This window comes from Streptomyces sp. NPDC006207 (genome assembly GCF_040613835.1).
Lineage (GTDB): Bacteria > Actinomycetota > Actinomycetes > Streptomycetales > Streptomycetaceae > Actinacidiphila.
In genome coordinates this window covers 120,820-138,146 of sequence record NZ_JBEXSX010000017.1, presented here as the reverse complement: position 1 = coordinate 138,146, position 17,327 = coordinate 120,820, and the positions used below count along the sequence as shown (strand labels likewise).

The following is a 17,327-nucleotide window of genomic DNA, read 5'->3' as shown; positions in this document are numbered from 1 at the left end:
CCGCTCCCGGATCCCGGGGGCGGCTCGTCGTCAGTTGCGGCCCGCGTAGCGGCGCACGAAGGTGCGTATGGTGCGGTTCATCTCCTCCTCGTGCGGGCGGGGCAGCCCCTGCAGCCGCGGCAGCGGATCGGGCGCGGTGCCGAGCAGGTCGCCGTCCACCACGAAGAGGAAGAGCACGCCCGCCGGGAACTCCTCGCCGAGCCGCGCCACGAGGTCGGGGTCCGGGGGATGCGGCACGATCACCACCACCGGGCCGAAGTCGTGCTCGTGCTGCAGCAGGGTCTCCAGGTCGTGGACGTCGACCTCGGTCAGGTGGTCCCGGACTCCGGCGATGAGGCTCTCCGCGACGCCGGAACCCACGTCGATGGGCACGACGAAGTGGTCCCAGGCCACGGGCTGTCCGCTGGCGCGGTGGACGAAGCGCCGGGCGGTCTCGGTGGAGTGTGCGGGCAGGACCGCGGCCCGCGGGGCGGCCGGGGCCGTGAGCACCTCGTTGATGCGCCGGGAGTCCGATGCGGGGACCCGGGCATGGGTGACGCTGAGTTCGATCACCTCGCGCGATCCGGAGGTCGCCTGGAGCGGCAGGAGTTCGGTGAGGGCCGCGCGCAGCGGATCGTCCTGGGGCTCACTGCGGCGTTCCGTGAGCAGCCCCTCGGCGACGCGGTGGTGCATCAGGGGCAGCAGGATCTCCCGCGAGACACCGAGCCGGTCCCCGGCACGGCTGAGGACGGGCCCGTCGACCTCGCGCAGGTGCTGGACGACCCGCTGGTGCACCCGGTCCTCGTTGACCTGGGCCCGCATCAGCTCCAGTTGGGGAGTGATGTCCCTGACGACGTCGGCCAGGTCCCCGTCGACGGGCCAGTCGATGTTCTGCCGCCGGGTGGGACTGAGCGAACCGAGCCTGCTGGCCTCCAGGCCCTCCCGGTCGACCTCGGGGAGCAGCACGAGGATGATCGGGAAGCCGTCGTGCCGGTTGCGCAGCTCCGCCATGGCCAGTTCGTTCTGGACGTGCGGTGACTCGACGGCGTGCGGCGACGCGAGCAGCACCATGCCGTGGGCGTTGCCCATGCCGTCGGATATGGCCTCCATCCAGTCCTGGCCCGGCACCAGGGTCTGCCGGTCGATCACGATCGGTTCGCAGCCGGCGGCCTCGAGCAGGCCGATCACCGATCTCCTGGCCGGCCAGCAGGTGCAGGTGCAGCCGGGCGGTTCGCTGCGGCTGAGGAAGACCAGCGGGCGCGACGTCGTCCCGTTCATGCGCCCGGCCGCCATCCGGGGTCGGTGCTCTCCCACAGGCTCAGCCAGTGGGTCGCACCGGGGGCCACGGTGATCGTGTACCCGCCGGCCGACGGGCGTACGGTGGAGAGCGGCCGCGGCTCCCCCGCGGCGGCGCCGAGCGTCGCGATCCCGACCAGCTCGGGCCCGTCGGGCGGCGCCGGTACGGTGACCGTGACCGGCGCGTCGCCGGCGTTGCCCAGGCACAGGATGGCCTCGCTGCCGTGGCGCCGCCACAACGCCGTCACCCCGGGCACCGGTTCGGGCAGCGCCGCGTCGACGGAACCGTGGACCAGGGCCTGCTGCCGTGCCCGGACGGAGAGCAGGACGCGCAGCGCCTCCGCCCGGTGCCCCGTGGCCGTCAGCAGACCGGCGGGGACCTCGTGGCAGCCGGGCAGGGCCAGCAGGACCCCCGGATCGGCCGGCGGCCGATCCGGGAGCACCCAGGCCGTGCCCGGCGGGACCGTCCAGGCCCCGGGTCGCGGGAGCGGCGCAGGGCCCACGGTCAGATGGACGGCGCTTCGCGGGGCCGCTTCCTCCGGCCCGCCGGTGGTCCCCGGGCCGGCGATGCCGATCAGGCCCGCACCGGTGTAGGCGTCCGTCAGGTGCCGCAGGTCGTCCAGCAGGTGGGCGGGCCAGGCCGCCAGGTCCTCCAGCAGCAGTGCGTCGACGCGGGCGTCGAGGAGACGCTGCGCGTCGAGCAGCACGTCGGCGGGCGCGGCTTCCGGTGGGGGAGCGGGAAGGCCGGCGACGACGCGCAGTCCGGCCTCCCCGGCCCGCTCGACCACGAGGTCCGTGCGACGGGGGTCATGCGGGTGCGGCCCGGAGAGCCGGATGTGGCCGATGCCGCAGCGGCGGGCGGCTCGCAGCACATCCTCGGGCGGCGCCTCCGGACCGGGGCCGGGAAGCGCGACGCCGACCGATGCGCGCAGCCAGGAGGGCCCCGGCCCCGGCGCCTGCGACGCGGAAGTGGACGCGGCGGCGGGGTAGGGCAGGACGAGGTGCACCCTGCCGTCCTCGGACCGTATCTCGACCGGCCCGCCGGTTCCGGTGAGCATCAGGCGGCCCCGGCCGGCCGCGAACACCTCGCGCACCTGGAACGGCAGCCGGGCGCCGGGGAGCGGCGCGGAGCCGGGGTCCTCCGGGTCGCCGGCCGCGGGACGACGCAGTCGCAGCAGGTGGCGTCCCCCGTCCGCGGCGACCACCGTGGCGTCGGAGGAGGAGACGGCCAGTGAGGTGGCCGGCCGGGGCAGCCGGCCGAGCGGCACCGGATCGCGCGCGTCGTCCTCCGGGCTCCGGGCCAGCCACACCCGGCCGTCCTCGGTGGCCCAGACGACGTCCCCGGTCAGCGGGTCGCCCGCGAGCGCGGTCACCGGGGACCCCCCGGTGGCGAACCGGCGGGAGACCATGCCGTTCCCGGGAGCGGCGTGACGTGCCACGACCCTTCCCTCGGCGTCCGCGACCGCGATCAGGGCCGCCGAGACCGAGGTCCACAGGTGGGTGACGTCGGCGGGGTGATCGAGGGTCAGCACCACGCGCCGCGGATCGCCGTCGTCCAGCAGGTGCACCTTCCGGCCCTCCGCCACGCAGAGGACCGCCGGGCCGCTGCCCGGCCCGCCCGGCGCCGCCCAGCCCAGGGCCGTCGGCGCCGGGGACCACGGATGGGCGGTCACCTCGCCCGAGGCGTCGAGGGCCGCTCCGACCACCTGGAGCCCGGAGCCGCCGGCCGCGGCCGCCCTCGGCGGGCCCGCGTCGGCGACCGCGAGCAGGTCGGGGGGCACCGGGAGGTCCGCGACCAGCACCCGTCCGGCCGCGTCGACCCGGATCTCGGTACGGCCCGCCGCGCTGACCGCGAGCGCTCCGTGCTCCCCGGCCCAGACGCAGCGCACCACGTCCCCCAGTTCGGCCCGGGCGCCGTCCAGGCTGCCGTCGAGCCGGGCCGCAGCCACCACGTCCAGGGGCGCGGCGGCCCGTCTGCGGTCGTGCAGGTCCAGTTCGTGCCAGGCCGCTCCGGGGAGCGCGGCGCGCAGGCGCAGCCTGACCCGGGCGGCCCCGCTCACCTGGCACACCTGGGCGTCGCGTTCGGGAGGTCTGGTCAGCACGATGCCGCCGGGCTCGGCTCGGATCCCGACGTCGACGTCACGGTGGACCATCCGGCGGACGGCCGTCACCTCCTCCGGGAGCAGGCCCGCCGCGGCGGGCGTCAGCTCCAGGCCCAGGCGCTCGGCCGCGGCGATGCGCAGGCGCCTCGCGGGTGCCGAGTCCCGTACGGCGTCGGGCAGCCGGGGCAGGTGACGGATCGCCCACCGGCCGGCCTCCAGGGCCTCGGGGCCGTCGGAGAGCACCTGGGCGAGGAAGGGTTCGAGCTCCCGCCGGATGTCGCCCTCCGCCGGCACGGCCTGCGCCGTGCCGGCCCACAGGAGGGTCTCGAAGGTGCGCACCGCCAGCGGCGCGTCGTGGTGGGCGCGTTCGGTGAAGCTGCGGACGGAGGCCAGCAGGGCGCGGTCGTTCGTGGCGAGGTCCCGGCGCAGGACCGCAGCCACCGCGGGGTCGAGCACCATGGTCAGGCCGCCTGCGGCCTCGACCAGGGGCGAGAACCACAGCTGGGCCTCCAGCCCGGCGCTGCTGCGCGGCACGAACCGCAGGCGCGCGGCACGCACGACGTACGGTTCGGCCTGGGCCGCCAGGCTCAGCGACTGGGCCAGCCGGACCACGTCCGGTTCCTCCTGGCGCTGTTCGTGGATCAGCCTGGCCGCGGAGGTCCGTCCGGCCGCCGCCGTCACCATGCCTGCCTCCGGCGGCGCAGCCGTCTGATCTGGGAGCGCGCCGACCACACCGAGGTACGGCGGTCCAGCGGGACGAGGGCCACCAACCGGCGGACGGCGGGCGGGTAGAGGTCAGGACTGAACGGGGTCAGGCAGGTCACCGGGTGGCCGGCGTGCTTCAGCCGGCCGAGGAAGGCGAGCCAGTCGGCCGGTGACGCCTGGTTGCGCACCGCCACCGGAGGGCGCAGCCGGCCGAGGTCGGACACGAGCAGCACCGGACTGCCGGGTGCCGGGCGGACCGCCGCACCCCAGGTGCGGCCGCCGTCCGCGCTGGCGCCCTGGGGCAGCCGGAAGTCGAGTATCCGCAGCTGGTCGGGGGCGAGTACCTGCCGCGCCAGCCGGGCGACCCACTGGTGGTCGTGGCGGAACGGCCGCATGGAAGGGCTCCGGTCCAGCAGCACGTGCAGCCCTGCCCGGGTGGTGGGGCGGGGCCGGTAGGGGAGGCGAAGGCCGGACGACGGCCTGCCGCCCAGGCGCCGGACCATCAGGTCGATCAGCCTGCGGTGGTCCAGATCCCTGCCGAGCGCCTCGGTGGCCGCCACCGTGAGCATGATCGCCTGCTGGGTGCGCGGATTCCACGGCGGCGACGGCGGCTGCTCGGTGACCTCCCCGCGGTCGGCGAAGAGCGGCTCCTCAGGACCCGCCGGCTCACCGGCCGGTCGCCCGGGTCCCGGCGGGGTCCGCGGAGGCGCGAAGGTGATGACCGACCGGCCCGCGGGGTCGGCGCCGGTGGCGGTCCGCGGGGACGGCTCCGGCACGCCGCCGCCGTCCCCGGGCACCGTCCGGCCGACGGGACGGGCCGGCGGCGCGGGTTCGGTGCCCCGCCGGGGTTCCGTCGCCGGGCCGTCCGGTTCCGGGGGCCGGGGTCCGGGGCCGGGCAGACCCATGGCGCGCACCAGGGAGAGGACGCCGGCGGGGTCGGCGATGCCCAGCGCGGCGGCGGCGCGCACGACGTCGCCGGCGTGCACCGGACCGCGGCTCACGCGAAGGCCGTCGGCTCGTAGGTGTCCTTGACCATGGCGAACCGCGCGACGCTGCGCCACAGTTCGGAATCGGCGGTCAGCCCCATCTCGTGGCACGCCCGCAGCGTGTCCAGGTATTCCGCGGTGCTCGCCGCCGCGAGACGTCCCGTACCGGAGCCCTGGGCGAGGAAGAGGTCGGCCACCTCGGCGCCGAGTTCCGGATCGAAGTCCGATCCCATGTGCAGCCGGGCGACCTCCAGCAGGTGGGCGCGCCCGGGGACCTGCAGCCGCAGCGGGATGCAGCGCCGCCGGAACGCGGCCGACAACTCGCGTTCCTCGTTGCTGGTGATGACGACCAGCGGCGGCCCGATCTCGGGGCGCACCGTGACCCGGGAGCGGTCCGGGCCCTCGAAGCGCAGGTTGTCCAGCGGGTCGAGGAGCGCGTTGGGGAGGTCGGGGTCCGCCTTGTCGATCTCGTCGATGAGGACCACGGCGGGACGGTCGCGCAGACCGTCGGGCGCCGTGTCGTCCTGGGCGGGGTCCAGTGCCTTCCACAAGGGGCCGGGCTTGTGGTACGGCTGGTCGCCGGGCGAGCCGAGTTGGCCCCGGGAGGCGTCGTTGAGCTGACGGAACGCCTCCTCGCGCCAGAGCAGGTCGGGTGCCTCCGTGCGGGCGGTGACGACCTCCGCGTAGAAGCGGTAGCGCAGGACGCGTGCCACGTTGGGGGCGAGCGTGGACTTGCCGGAGCCGGGCGGGCCGAGGACGAGCAGCGGACGGCGCGTCACCAGCGCGACGTTGACGGCGAGCACCGTGTCCTCGTCGAACAGGTACACCTGGTCGTCCTGACGCCCCGAGGATGCGTCGGCGCCGGTCTCCCCGACGGCGCCGGGCGCCTGCGGGTCGAAGACCTTGGTGTACCGCATGTGCCCCCCGAGAACGTCATGCCACCACACGCTGTGGCGCCACTGTAACGGACCGCGTCGCGGCTGATCTACAGGCCGGGAGGCCCTCCCGGGGGCCCCGGCGGCGCGAGCACGCGCACGTCGGCCCGCCCGACGCGCGGGGCGCGGACGGCGTCGTCGCCGCCCCGCGGAGCGGCGGTCACCAGGTCGATCCTCCGTAGCCAGGGCGCACGCCGAAGCGGGCTCAGGTCCAGGGACGGGAGCCAGGGCGCGATGGTCAGGAACATCACCGGGGAGGCGCCGAGGGAGGTCAGGTCGTGCAGCCGGGGGCAGTTCGACAGGCGCAGCGACCGGAGCGCGGCGCAGCGGCTCAGGTCCGGCACCGCGGTCATCTCCGGGTGGTCCAGGATCACCAGGTTCCGCAGTCCGGGGATCCCGGGCAGCACGGCCTCCAGTTCCCCGAGCGGCCCCTGGCACCAGACCTCGGGCGCGGCGTGCCGCCGCGCCGCCAGGCCCGAGAGTTCCTCCGCGGACCGTACGACGACGGGACCGGTGGCCCGCATCCCCGGCGCCGCCGATGCCGTCAGGCGCCGGCCGGTGGCACCGTGCTCCAGGAGACCGGGGACGTCCGGGAGCGACTTGCGGACCGCGCTCAGTTCGGCGACCAGACGGGCGAGCCCGGCGGACCCCGTCCGTTCGAGGTGCTCGGCGAGGATCCGGTCGCCGTCGGGGCCGGGGTGGGTGGCAAGGTGCTCCGCCGCGAGGTACTGCCGTACGGACTCGCCGGCGAAGGCGATCGTCGCGGGAGCCGGCGCGTACAGGATGCCCGCCTCATCGGCCAGTTGCGACAGCAGCCGGGCGGGGGGAACGCTGCCGGTGAGGCCGGGCGCGTTGAGTCCGTACAGCGCGTCGAGCGCCGTGTCGGCCGGGAGCGGGGCGTCGCCGGACCCGAGCGTCGCGGCGGCCAGGCCGCCGGCCGCCGCCCGCAGGACGCTGTCGCGCACTCTGGTACGCGCGTTGGCGGCCTCCCGGTCGGGACGCCAGACGGCGGCCACCGCGGCGCGCAGCAGATCCATGCGGTCCGGCCCGCGGTCCCCGGCGGCTCGGGCCGCGTGCCGGACCGCGACCGCGGCGGACGGCCAGCGCACGGCGTCGGCGAGCAGCGGGTCGTCGGCCAGGGCCGTGAGCGCGGAACTGCCGCCGGGGGCGCCGGCGAGGGGATCGCCCCCGGCGAGGAGGGCTTCGCGTTCCGCGGGGTCGAGGGGGTCGAGGAGGACCGGGGTGAAGACACCGTCGATCCGGTGCCAGGGCACCGAACTGCCGTTGGCCTCCACCAGGATCACGGCGTCGGGGTAGTGCTCGGCCGTGCGCAGCAGCCATTCCCAGGCCGCGGGGCGCATGTGGACCGGCGCGCGGTCCAGGCCGTGGACGGCCAGCAGCGCGCGCCCGCCGCGCAGTTGCCGGGCGGTCCAGCCCGCGGGCTCCCGGGCGGCCAGCGAGGGGGCGGCCGCCTGGACGATCCCGTCGGGGGAGGGCAGGCCGCCGGTGTCCGCCCGCAGGGTGAACGCCACCTGGCAGCCCCAGGGCGCTCCGCTCGGGCCGGCCGCGACGCGGTCCGCCAGGTGCCCGAGCACGGCGCTGCGCCCGGAACCCGCCGGGCCGACCAGCAGCAGCCGCCGTCCCGCGGCCGCCGGCTCCCCGGACGGGGTGTGCCGTCGCGACGGACCGTCCTGCCAGCTCAGTCGCCGGCCCAGGGGGCGCCCGCCGGTGAGTCCGGGCGCGGTGCCGGTCAGCTGGCCGCGGTACAGGGCGGTGAACCGGGTGTCGTCCGAGGTCAGGGCCGGGGGGAGTTCGGCGGGGATGTCCTGCGGGGCGGGGCCGCTTCCGGTGGGGGGAGCGGTGGTGAGCCATCGGGTGAGGTTGCCGAGCACCTCGTCGAGGGCGGCCCGGTGGCGCGCGGCCTGCATCGTCATCAACGCGAGTCCGTGGGTCCGGTACTCGGGCGGCTGCCCCGCCGTGAACGTGTCCGCCTCGGCGACCACCGCCGGCATCCGCTGGAGCACGGGTTCCCAGAGCAGGGGCAGCACGATGCCGTTCTCCGCCGCTCCGCGGGCCCGGTCCAGGCTCGTGCGGTGGGCCAGCATCGCCCAGTCCGCGTCCGCGGGGCCCTCGCTGAAGTAGGCCGGTGAGCACAGGACGAGGACGCGGTCCGCCGTCGCCACCCCGGGCGAGGCCGGGCCCCGGCCGCCGTCGGTGGCCGCCCTGACGAAACGGACCGGGGAGGTGCCCAGCCGCCGGTCCAGGTCGTCCAGGAAGCGCGCCACCCAGGCCTCGTCCCTGCCATGCAGGTAACTCACGGCGTAGGTGTACGTATTCTTCATCCCCCACCCGTCCGAACCGGTACGAACGGGCGCGGTCACGGACGCCCGCACTGGCGTCATCATGGAAGAATCCGCTGACGTCTCGTCATGACCCGTTCCGCAGCACATGTATGACTGGCTATCACTTTATATGTACGACTCATTGATGGGTGGGGTCGACCCCGCGACGCTCTCCCGTCCCGGCCCGCGGCCGGCGCCCTCCCCTTCCGCGCCCCCGGGCCTGGGCAAGCGGCAGGAGAACCTGCTGACCGCGGTCCTGCGCGGAATCCCGCTGATGGGACAGGACACCATGGTCCCGTTCGCCGAGGCGGACGTCCGTTCGTGCCTGGCCCGGTTCCGGCCCTCGGAGTACGGAGCCGCCGCGGGGGTGGTCAACCGGGTGCGCCCGGCCCTCCTCGACGCCGTCGTCGGCCGTACGGCCCGGCTGCAGGGGTACGTCCGCGGGCTGCCGGAGGGGGGAGTGGAGCCGCTCCTGGACGTGGTGGGCAAGGCCGCCGTGTACGGACCTCCGGCCCTGCGGGTGGTGTTCGGTGCGTCGGTGCGCATGCCGCTGCGTGCCCTGAGCTACGTGCTGCCCGCCGTGCTCATGGCGGAACGGGTCCAGGCGGTCACGGGCCGGCTGCCCTACCTGCAGGTGCTCTACGTGGGCGAACTGGGCGCGCGGATCAACGCCCTGCCCGCCGCGGTCGTCGCGGAGGAGGGCCGGCTCCTCGCCGAGCACCTGTGCCGCGTCCTGGACCGGGGGCCGATGGCGGGCCACTACGGGCTGTTCGCCGACCTCCCCCTGCCCGCGGGCGAGGATCCGATCGAGGACACCATCGCCCGGCTCGGGGAGGAGCCCCGCGAGGAGATCGCCCGGCGGCTCCAGGGGAAGGGCGGCAGCCTCTCCGACCGGCAGACCCTCGCGTACGCGGCCGCCCACGTGCTGCTGCACGACCTCGGCCGGCTGCCGCTGCGAAGAATCGGCGGCACGACGCCCTCCGACGCGGAAGCCGTCGGCGTCATCGACATCGGCGGCGTCCAGGAACGTCATTTCCACCGGGTGCGCGCGATCTTCGCCGAGGCGCTCGGGCACGCCGGACCAGGGCCCCTCGTGCTCACCCGGCACTCCGTTCCGCCGTACACGATGTCGCGCGTGGGCGACGTCGGCCTGCGCGACTTCCTGGACGGCGTGCCGTACGACGAGGCCGCGCTCCCCGCGGCCGTACGGCACGACCTGCACCTCCTGCGGGCCGGCAGGGTCCTCGACCGCGTCAGGTGAGCCCGGGCCCGGCACCGGGACCGGTCCGGGCCCCGGTGCCCGCCCGTCGCGGCCGGTTCACAGGCATCCAGCGCACCGCGAAGTCGACGGCCTCCCGCAGGTCGAGCAACCGGCACCGGAGCCCGCTCACGGTGCCGGTCCTGGTCGTGCCCTCGGCCTCGTACGCCGCGCCCAGGGCGGCGAAGTCCGAGTCGTCCAGGGCCACGTCCTCGTAGCTCCACCAGGAACGCCGCCCGCCCCTGACGACCACGCAGCGGTAGGTGCGCAGGGGCGGCCGGGGCACCCGGTACTCGGCCAGGTGGAACGCGCTGCACACGTCGAACCCGACACCGAGGAGCAGGACCCGGGCACGGGCCCGGTAGAGCGCCGCCAAGGGGGACCGCTCGCCGAGGTGGCAGTCGGCGCCGTGCTCCGCCGTGATGGCGTCCCCGGCCGGGCCGTACGCCACGAAGGAGGTCTGCGGATGGGCGCTGCGCACCGCACCCTCCACGGTGCGCAGGGTCTCCGAGAGCACCCCCATCCCGGGCGCTGGTGTGGACGCCGGATCGAAGGGCGGCATCGCGCCCCGCACGGCGGCGGCCTCCCGCGGGTCCAGCCCCGCCACACGCGCCCGGTGGGCGGAGGAGGAGTCGGAGTTCTCGGGTGTGAAACTGGGCGTCACCAGCGTGCCGCGCGGTCCCAGCACCCGTAGCAGCGCGTCGAGCATCGTTCCCGCGCGGGTGCCGCCCGCGCCGCGCAGCGAGGCGTGCACCAGGACGACCCCGCCCGCTTCCAGGCCGAGTGCCGTCAGGGATCCCGCCAGAGCCGTCACCTCGGTGGAGCCGACCGCCATCCCGTCCCCCTTCCCCCTCCGCGCCGCGGGACCCACCCGCCCCCGCCCGGCACGACCGCGCAGTCAGTGTCCCGCCCGGGCCCGGCCGCCCGGTAGGGGGCCGGATCCGCTCAGGGAGCTCCACGCACGGGCCGGGGTTCCGTATCGCCCCACCCAGCACATCCGTGAACTGGGCACGCTGCTCTGCATGGTCGAGGCCGGCCTCGGCGTCGCGGTCGTCCCCTCCCTGGCGGGGAGCATGCTGCCCGGCGGCCTCACCCTCGTCCCCGTACTGCCGCGCGTGGAACGGCGGTTGCTCCTCACCGGGCCGGCCACGCGCCCCTGGCACCCGCACGTGACCGCGATCCGGGACCTGTGCCAGGGGACCGGCCCCGTGATGTGACCCCGCGCGCGGCGTACGGCGGACAGGGGCTCACCCCGTGGGCGCGAGCACGGTCGTACGGCCTCCCAACGCGGCGGAGAAGCGGTCGGTGACCTGCGTCAGGGCCTCGGCCGTGGCGGGCGCGACGGTCAGCGTGCCGTCGTCGGCCACGGTGAGGTCCTTGTCGAGCGTGAACCACCCCGGGACGATGTGGGCGGCGCCCATGGAGCTCAGCACCGGGCGCAGCGCGTAGTCGATGGCCAGGACGTGGGCCGTGGTGCCGCCGGTGGCCAGCGGCAGCACGGTCTTGTCGGCGAGGGCGAACTGCGGGAGCAGGTCGAGCAGCGACTTCAGCAGGCCCGAGTAGGCGGCCTTGTAGACGGGCGTGCCGATCACCACCCCGTCCGCCCGCTGGAACAGGGCTGCGGCCCCGGTGATGGCCGGGTGGTGGACGTCGGCGCCGAGCAGGGCGTCGGCGGGCACCGTACGCACGTCCAGGGGGACCACCTCGTGGCCCTGGAGCCGCAGCCGGTCGTCCAGGTGGCGCAGCAGCCGTGCGGTGCGGGAGGTGGCGGAGGGGCTTCCGGAGACGGACAGGATGACGGCCATGGGGACCTTCCGGGTTCGGGCGGGCGGGGTGGGGGCGAGCGGGGACCTCGGCGCGGTCACCAGGTGCTGGATTCGACGGCCACGACGGGCACCAGACCGTTGCGCAGCGTCTCCAGGAAGGTGACGACCTCGGCTGCCACCGAGCGGTGCTGTACGTCGTTGAGCACGTCGTGGTGGGCGCCTCGGACGACCGAAAGCCGGGCGCGGCGCTGGGACTTGGCGGCGCGTGCGAGCGCGTCGTGATCGGCGAGCGGGTCGGCGTCACCGGCGAGGAAGAGCGCGGGCGGGGCGAGTTCGGCCTCGTACGCGGCTGTGAGCAGGGCGTCGGGCACCGCCTCGCCCAGCGAGCCCCGGCGTACGCGCGGGTCCCGGGTGAGCGTGTCGCGGTGGGTGGGGCAGGACGTGCGCACGTCGAGCTCCCCGTCCCAGCCGCCGTCCTCGGCAGGGGCCGCACGGCCGGGAAGCCCTGCGAGGACGACGCCGTCCGGCCGGACGCCGGCCCGGCCGGGGCGGCCCAGGAGCGCGGCGACGGCGACGGCGCCGGAGTCGGCGCCCACCAGGACGACGGGGGTGGCCAGCGCGCCCTCGGCGGCGGTGCCCTCGACGGCGTGCGCGAGGCGCTCGTCGAACCGGGTCAGGGAACCGGCCGGGTCGTCCGCGTCCGGCTCCGGGGGGTCGACGACCCGTACGCGGTAGGCGTCGGCGGCCAGCCGCCGCGCGAAGCGGGCGTAGGTCGCCCGTGTCTCGCCGCGGCCCGGCACCACGACGACCGTGCCGCGGTCGAGCAGGCCCTCGGGGCCGTGGTGGTCGGTGTGGTCGGCGTGGTCGATGCGGTCGGTCTGCTCGGTCATCTCAGACTCCTGCCGGCTCGGGCCGGGGCTCGGGTTCGGACGCGCGCCGCCAGCCCAGCGCCGGCGCCACTTCGGTCGTGATGAGCTCCAGGGCGCGCAACGCCGCGTCGTGGTCGGGGACGGCGGGGTTGAACTGGGTGATCAGGTCGGTCGCGACCGGCAGGACCCGCTCCCGCCGCAGCGCCGCGACGATCTCCTCGGGATGCCCGAAGAAGGAGTGGAAGCGGCGCAGCGCCTCGTCCAGCTGCAGGCCCTTCGGGAAGGCGCCGCCCTCCGCCATGCGCAGCGCCGCCCGGTGGACGTCCTCGCCGATCTGCCCCAGCGCCGTCCGCCGGTCCTTGGCCGGGAACACGAACCGTGACAGCCCGATCCGCGGGCGGCGCGGCCGGTCCCAGGCGTCGAGGTACGCGTCCGCCCATGGGCGCTGCACCGCGTCGGTCAGGGAGTCGAAGCCGTACGCCGCCCGGTTGAGCAGGAGGTTCGACCCGGCGGCCGCCGCGTACGCGGCGCCCTGCGTGCTGAAGGCGCCCTGCCAGATGCGGTCGCCGAAGTCGCCGGCGGCCGGCTGGATGCGGAAGCCGGGCGCGCCGACCTCCTCACGTGCCAGCGCGCTGCGCAGTACGTCGAGGTGTTCGCTGGTCAGTTCGCGCTTGCGGGCGACGTCCCGGCCGAAGGCGGCGTACTCCAGGCCGTTGTAGCCGCTGCCCACGCCGATCTCGACGCGGCCGCCGCTGAGGGTGTCGACGGTGGCGACGTCCTCGGCGAGCCGGATCGGGTCCTCCAGCGGGAGGATCGTGACGGCGGTGCCGAGCCGGATCCGGGTGGTGCGTGCCGCGGCGTGGGCGAGGAACGTCCAGGGCGAGGACAGCCCCCCGCCGCCCAGGGAGACGTGGTGCTGGGCCACCCAGCCGGCGTCGAAGCCGAGTTCGTCGGCGGCGACGAAGAGTTCCAGGGCGTTGCGGTAGGTGCGGACCGGGTCGTCGTCGCGGCCCTGCACGTGGGTGAGGAAGCCGAGTCGCAGGCGCGGGTGCTCGGTGGTCATGGCCTTGTCCGTCCCGTCCCGTGCTCAGTCTGCCACGAGCAGGCGGTCGTGGGTGTGGCGGTTGGCGGGGACCGGCAGGCCGAGGTTGCCGCGCAGGGTGTCGGCCTCGTACGCGGTGCGGAACAGGCCGCGCTGCTGGAGGAGGGGCACGACGCCGTCCACGAAGAGTTCGAGCTCGTCGGTGGTGCGGAAGGCGAGGTTGATGCCGTCGAAGGTGCCGGCGTCGAACCACTGCTCGATGGTGCCGGCGACGGTCCGCGGCGACCCGACGAAGGGGGAGGTGCGGAACTCGTTGGCCGACTGGGCGACCTGGCGCAGGGTCAGGTTCTCCGCCCGGGCCCGCTCGATGATCCTGGCCGCGCCCGTGCGTCCGCCCTTCTCGGCGAGGTGCGCGACGTCGGGGAAGGGCGCGTCCAGGTCGTGCACGCTGAAGTCGTAGGCGCCGAAGGAACGTCCCAGCAGCGCGAGGTTGCGGTCGAAGTCGTTGTCCTCCTCGAAGATCTCCCGCTCGCGGCGCCGGGCCGCCTCGTCGGTGGCGGCGACCACCGGACCGCCGTGGAGGAAGATCTTGATGTGGTCGGGGTCGCGGCCGTAGGAAGCGGTGCGCTGCTTGATGTCGGCGTAGTACTCCTGCGCCTGCCGGAGGGTGCCCCCGGGCGCGTAGATGCCCTCGGCCACCTGGGCGGCCAGGTCGCGGCCCTCCTCGGAGACGCCGGCCTGGAAGATCACGGGCTGGCCCTGCGGGGACCGGGACAGGTTGAGGGGGCCGGCGACCCTGAAGTGCTCGCCCTCGTGGTCGAGCGCGTGCAGCTTGGCCGGGTCGAGGAAGACGCCCCGTTCCACGTCGGCCGGGAAGGCGTCGTCCTCGTAGGAGTCCCACAGGCCGCGGGCGACCTTGACGAACTCCAGGGCGCGGCCGTAACGGGAGGCGTAGTCCAGGTGCTCGTCGAACCCGAAGTTCCTGGAGGTGCCCGTGTCGAAGCTGGTCACGACGTTCCAGCCGGCGCGGCCGCCGCTGATGTGGTCCAGCGAGGCGAAGCGGCGGGCGAGGTTGAACGGCGAGTTGTACGTCGAACTGGCCGTGCCGACCAGCCCGACGTGACGGGTGTGCGTGGCGACCGCCGACAGCAGGGTCAGCGGCTCCAGCCGGTTGAGGTAGTGGGCGGGGTAGGTGGCGTTGATGAACTGGCTGTCGACGATGAACAGGGCGTCGAAGAGGGCGTGTTCGGCCGCCTTGGCCTGAGCGATGTAGTAGTTGATGTCGGTGCTGGCGTTCTTGGCGACGCGGGCGTCCTTCCACAGGCCGTGCTGGCCGGGGCCGCCGACGCCGTAGGGGTGGAGCGCGAGGTGGATCCTGCGGGACATGGTGGCTGTTCCTGTCTGTCGTGGGGTCAGGTGCGCAGCAGCGCGCGCAGCGCTTCGCGTTCGGCCCGGTCCGCCGGGGCGGAACGCAGGGTGGGCGCCGAGCCGACGAGCAGGCGCGTGTAGGGATGGCGGGGGTGGTTGACGACGTCGTGCGTGGTGCCGACCTCGACCAGTTCGCCCTGGTAGAGCACGGCGAGGCGGTCGCAGACCCCGGCCACGGAGCCGAGGTCGTGGGAGATGAAGACCAGGGCCACTCCGGAAGCGCGCAGCTCCTTGAGGATCTCCAGGACCTGCACGCGGTTGGCCGCGTCGAGGGCGCTCACCGGTTCGTCGAGGATGACCAGGCGCGGTCCGGTGACCAGCGCCCGGGCCACCGAGACCCGTTGGCGCTGCCCGCCGGAGAGCTCCCCGGGCAGCCGGCCGAGGAGCTCCTCGTGCAGGCGGACGCGGGGGAGGAACGCCCGCGCCCGGTCGGCCGCCTCCTCGCGTGGGACGCCCTGCAGGAGCAGCGGTTCGGTGAGGGACTCCTCGACGGTGAGGTCCGGGTCGAGGCTGCGCAGGGGGTCCTGGAAGACGTACTGGACGACGCCTCGGCGGCGCAGGGCGCGCCACCGGCGTGGGCCGTGCCGGGCGACGTCCTCCCCGCCGACGACGACCGACCCGGCCGAGGCGCGCACCAGGCCCAGCACGGCCCGGGCCAGGGTGGACTTCCCGGATCCCGTCTCGCCGATGAGGCCGACGGCCTCGCCGGGCGCGACGGTCAGGGACACCCCGCGCAGTGCCTGGCGGCGCCGGCGGCGCAGGCCGTAGTGCACGTCGAGGCCGGTGATCTCCAGCACGGGACCGGCGGGGTCCGCACCGTCGGCCGGCGCCGTCCGCGGCGGTTCGCCGGTCGTCATGCGTCCTCCTTCACGGTGAGGAACGTGTCCAGGCCGTACTGCTCGTGTTCGGCGATCAGCAGACGGGTGTACTCGTGCCGCGGGTCGTGCAGCACCGCGCGGGTCGGGCCCTGCTCGACCACCACGCCCTCCCGCAGGACGACGACCTCGTCGCAGAGCTGGGCGACGACCGCGAGGTCGTGGGAGACGACGACGAGGGCCAGCCCCGCCTGTTCGCGCAGTTCGGCGAGCGTGTCGAGGATCCCGGCCTGGACGGTGACGTCGAGGGCGGTGGTGGCCTCGTCGGCGATGAGGATCCGCGGGCCGGCGGCGATCGCCGCCGCGATCAGGACGCGCTGGAGCATGCCCCCGGACAGCTCGTGGGGGTAACTGCCGTAGACCAGCTCCGGATCGCGCAGTTGCACCGTCCGCAGCAGCTCGACGGCCCGCCGGCGGGCCTCGCGGCGCCGCTGCCCCTTCTTGGCGCGCACGACCTCGGCGATCTGCGGGCCGACCCGGATCGAGGGGTTGAGGTAGGAGGCCGGGTCCTGGAAGACCGCGCTGATCGTGGCGCCCCGCAGGGCCGTCCACCGAGCCCGTGTCAGGGTGGCGATGTCGGTGCCGTCGATCTCGATCGACCCACCGGTGACCTCGAAGTGCGCGGGCAGGATGCCGAGTGCCGCGCGGCAGGTGAGGGTCTTGCCGCTGCCGGACTCCCCGACGATGCCGACCGCCTCACCGGGTGCGAGCTCGAAGCTCACCCCGTGGACGATCTCGCGGTCGCCCGCGCGGTCGCCGATGCGCACGCCTCGGAGGGACAGCACCGGCGGTGCCGGGGTGCCCGGCGCGGCGCCCGGGGCAGGCAAGGGGAGCAGTCCTTCGGACACGGTCGTCATCACGCACCTCCGGCGGGGGCGGGGTCGGGCTTGTCGAGGCGGTTGGCGCGGGCCCTGCGGCGGTCGAGCAGTGCGCGTCCCGCCTCGCCGGAGACGTCGCGGATCGCGTCGGCGAGCAGGTTGCTCGCCCAGACGGTGGCCATGATGAGCAGGGCGGGGGCCACCGGGGCCCACGGCTGGTGGCTGAGGTAGCCCAGGTCCGAGGCGAGCAGGCCGCCCCAGGTGGGCGCCGGCGGCTGCACGCCGATGCCGAGGAAGGTCAGGCTGGAGACGATCACGAAACCCACGCCGATGGTCTGGGCGAGCGCGACCGCGACCGGCGGGAGGATCTTGCCCCACACGTGGCGGCGTACGATCCAGCCCGTCGAGGCACCGGAGACGAGCGCCGCCTCCACGTACGGCGAGCGCGCCACGGCCAGGGTGGCGGCGCGGGCCACCCGGTAGAACAGCGGTGACACCAGCACGCCGGTGACCAGCATGGCCTGGGTGAGGCCGTTGCCGAGGAGCGCGACCACGGCGACGGCGAACAGCAGGAAGGGCAGGGCGACCAGCGTGTCGGCCAGGCGCAGGGTCGCCCACTCGAAGACCCGGCCCCAGTAGACGGACAGGATGCCGGGCACCGCGCCGACGACCAGGGCCGTCAGGGCGACTTCGAGCGAACCGAGCACGCTGACGCGCGAGCCGTCCAGGAGCCGGCTGAGGACGTCACGGCCGAGGTAGTCCGTGCCCAGCCAGTGCGAGCCCGAGGCGGCGGCCAGGGTGTTGTCGCTGGTGGCCAGGGGATCGTGCGGTGCGAGCCAGGGACCGAGCAGCGCCAGCAGCGCGATCACGGTCAGGACGACCGCGGCGATCCGGCCGGAGGTGAGGGAGAGGACGCGGCGCACCAT

The 17,327-nt window shown here is 75.2% G+C and carries 15 protein-coding genes; 2 read left to right on the top strand and 13 right to left on the bottom strand.

Annotated features, from left to right (window positions below):
* Positions 1 to 30: 30 nt before the first annotated feature.
* From ABZ312_RS16530 to ABZ312_RS16510, 5 genes are all read right to left on the bottom strand, one after another.
* Positions 31 to 1,257 carry a toll/interleukin-1 receptor domain-containing protein gene (locus tag ABZ312_RS16530; protein WP_500323444.1) on the bottom strand — a complete coding sequence of 409 codons (1,227 nt, stop codon included), beginning with the start codon at positions 1,255 to 1,257 and terminating at the stop codon, positions 31 to 33.
* On the bottom strand, positions 1,254 to 4,061 hold the full coding sequence (locus ABZ312_RS16525) for a hypothetical protein (protein WP_500437964.1): 2,808 nt from the start codon (positions 4,059 to 4,061) through the stop codon (positions 1,254 to 1,256). Before ABZ312_RS16525 ends, ABZ312_RS16530 begins: the two co-directional genes overlap by 4 nt.
* Positions 4,055 to 5,083 (bottom strand): hypothetical protein, encoded by a 1,029-nt coding sequence (locus ABZ312_RS16520; protein ID WP_500437963.1) that lies wholly within the window; start codon positions 5,081 to 5,083, stop codon positions 4,055 to 4,057. Before ABZ312_RS16520 ends, ABZ312_RS16525 begins: the two co-directional genes overlap by 7 nt.
* Positions 5,080 to 5,985, bottom strand: a complete 906-nt coding sequence (locus ABZ312_RS16515) for an AAA family ATPase (RefSeq protein ID WP_500437961.1) — start codon at positions 5,983 to 5,985, stop codon at positions 5,080 to 5,082. Before ABZ312_RS16515 ends, ABZ312_RS16520 begins: the two co-directional genes overlap by 4 nt.
* A 68-nt stretch (positions 5,986 to 6,053) precedes the next feature.
* The gene (locus tag ABZ312_RS16510; RefSeq protein ID WP_500437959.1) at positions 6,054 to 8,321 is read right to left on the bottom strand and encodes a large ATP-binding protein; all 2,268 of its coding nucleotides are present in this window, start codon (positions 8,319 to 8,321) and stop codon (positions 6,054 to 6,056) included.
* Between the two features lie 169 nt (positions 8,322 to 8,490).
* Here ABZ312_RS16510 and ABZ312_RS16505 point away from each other — a divergent pair, with 169 nt between their 5' ends.
* Complete coding sequence (locus tag ABZ312_RS16505) at positions 8,491 to 9,606, top strand: hypothetical protein (RefSeq protein ID WP_500323450.1); 1,116 nt, start codon at positions 8,491 to 8,493, stop codon at positions 9,604 to 9,606.
* Here ABZ312_RS16505 and ABZ312_RS16500 read toward each other — a convergent pair.
* Complete coding sequence (locus ABZ312_RS16500; protein ID WP_500323451.1) at positions 9,599 to 10,438, bottom strand: AAC(3) family N-acetyltransferase; 840 nt, start codon at positions 10,436 to 10,438, stop codon at positions 9,599 to 9,601. The two genes, ABZ312_RS16505 and ABZ312_RS16500, sit on opposite strands and share 8 nt — an antisense overlap.
* On the opposite strand from ABZ312_RS16500, the gene ABZ312_RS16495 reads away from it, so the two are divergent.
* Complete coding sequence (locus ABZ312_RS16495) at positions 10,326 to 10,820, top strand: LysR substrate-binding domain-containing protein (RefSeq protein ID WP_500437957.1); 495 nt, start codon at positions 10,326 to 10,328, stop codon at positions 10,818 to 10,820. The genes ABZ312_RS16500 and ABZ312_RS16495 overlap by 113 nt on opposite strands.
* Positions 10,821 to 10,850: 30 nt before the next feature.
* Here ABZ312_RS16495 and ssuE read toward each other — a convergent pair whose 3' ends face one another.
* From ssuE to ABZ312_RS16460, 7 genes are read right to left on the bottom strand one after another with little or no spacing between them, the layout of a single operon-like run.
* Positions 10,851 to 11,408: an NADPH-dependent FMN reductase gene (gene ssuE, locus ABZ312_RS16490; RefSeq protein WP_500437955.1), complete on the bottom strand. Its 558-nt coding sequence runs from the start codon at positions 11,406 to 11,408 to the stop codon at positions 10,851 to 10,853.
* A gap of 56 nt (positions 11,409 to 11,464) precedes the next feature.
* On the bottom strand, positions 11,465 to 12,259 hold the full coding sequence (locus tag ABZ312_RS16485; RefSeq protein ID WP_500437953.1) for an alpha/beta hydrolase: 795 nt from the start codon (positions 12,257 to 12,259) through the stop codon (positions 11,465 to 11,467).
* A 1-nt stretch (position 12,260) separates the two neighbouring features.
* A complete protein-coding gene (locus ABZ312_RS16480) occupies positions 12,261 to 13,301 on the bottom strand; it encodes an LLM class flavin-dependent oxidoreductase (protein WP_500437952.1) in 1,041 nt (346 codons plus the stop codon).
* Positions 13,302 to 13,325: 24 nt separating this feature from the next.
* The gene (locus tag ABZ312_RS16475; protein WP_500437950.1) at positions 13,326 to 14,666 is read right to left on the bottom strand and encodes an NtaA/DmoA family FMN-dependent monooxygenase; all 1,341 of its coding nucleotides are present in this window, start codon (positions 14,664 to 14,666) and stop codon (positions 13,326 to 13,328) included.
* Positions 14,667 to 14,692: 26 nt separating this feature from the next.
* Entirely contained in the window at positions 14,693 to 15,565 is an 873-nt protein-coding gene (locus ABZ312_RS16470) for an ABC transporter ATP-binding protein (protein WP_500323458.1), read from the bottom strand.
* On the bottom strand, positions 15,562 to 16,440 hold the full coding sequence (locus ABZ312_RS16465; protein ID WP_500437948.1) for an ABC transporter ATP-binding protein: 879 nt from the start codon (positions 16,438 to 16,440) through the stop codon (positions 15,562 to 15,564). Before ABZ312_RS16465 ends, ABZ312_RS16470 begins: the two co-directional genes overlap by 4 nt.
* Positions 16,440 to 17,327 carry an ABC transporter permease gene (locus tag ABZ312_RS16460; RefSeq protein ID WP_500323460.1) on the bottom strand — a complete coding sequence of 296 codons (888 nt, stop codon included), beginning with the start codon at positions 17,325 to 17,327 and terminating at the stop codon, positions 16,440 to 16,442. Before ABZ312_RS16460 ends, ABZ312_RS16465 begins: the two co-directional genes overlap by 1 nt.

Coding starts and splice junctions, on each gene's coding strand:
- ABZ312_RS16530 (WP_500323444.1), bottom strand. CDS start 1,257: ATGAACGGGACGACGTCGCGCCCGCTGGTCTTCCTCAGCCGCAGCGAA.
- ABZ312_RS16525 (WP_500437964.1), bottom strand. CDS start 4,061: ATGGTGACGGCGGCGGCCGGACGGACCTCCGCGGCCAGGCTGATCCAC.
- ABZ312_RS16515 (WP_500437961.1), bottom strand. CDS start 5,985: ATGCGGTACACCAAGGTCTTCGACCCGCAGGCGCCCGGCGCCGTCGGG.
- ABZ312_RS16505 (WP_500323450.1), top strand. CDS start 8,491: ATGGGTGGGGTCGACCCCGCGACGCTCTCCCGTCCCGGCCCGCGGCCG.
- ABZ312_RS16500 (WP_500323451.1), bottom strand. CDS start 10,438: ATGGCGGTCGGCTCCACCGAGGTGACGGCTCTGGCGGGATCCCTGACG.
- ssuE (WP_500437955.1), bottom strand. CDS start 11,408: ATGGCCGTCATCCTGTCCGTCTCCGGAAGCCCCTCCGCCACCTCCCGC.
- ABZ312_RS16485 (WP_500437953.1), bottom strand. CDS start 12,259: ATGACCGAGCAGACCGACCGCATCGACCACGCCGACCACACCGACCAC.
- ABZ312_RS16480 (WP_500437952.1), bottom strand. CDS start 13,301: ATGACCACCGAGCACCCGCGCCTGCGACTCGGCTTCCTCACCCACGTG.
- ABZ312_RS16475 (WP_500437950.1), bottom strand. CDS start 14,666: ATGTCCCGCAGGATCCACCTCGCGCTCCACCCCTACGGCGTCGGCGGC.
- ABZ312_RS16470 (WP_500323458.1), bottom strand. CDS start 15,565: ATGACGACCGGCGAACCGCCGCGGACGGCGCCGGCCGACGGTGCGGAC.
- ABZ312_RS16465 (WP_500437948.1), bottom strand. CDS start 16,440: ATGACGACCGTGTCCGAAGGACTGCTCCCCTTGCCTGCCCCGGGCGCC.
- ABZ312_RS16460 (WP_500323460.1), bottom strand. CDS start 17,327: ATGGTGCGCCGCGTCCTCTCCCTCACCTCCGGCCGGATCGCCGCGGTC.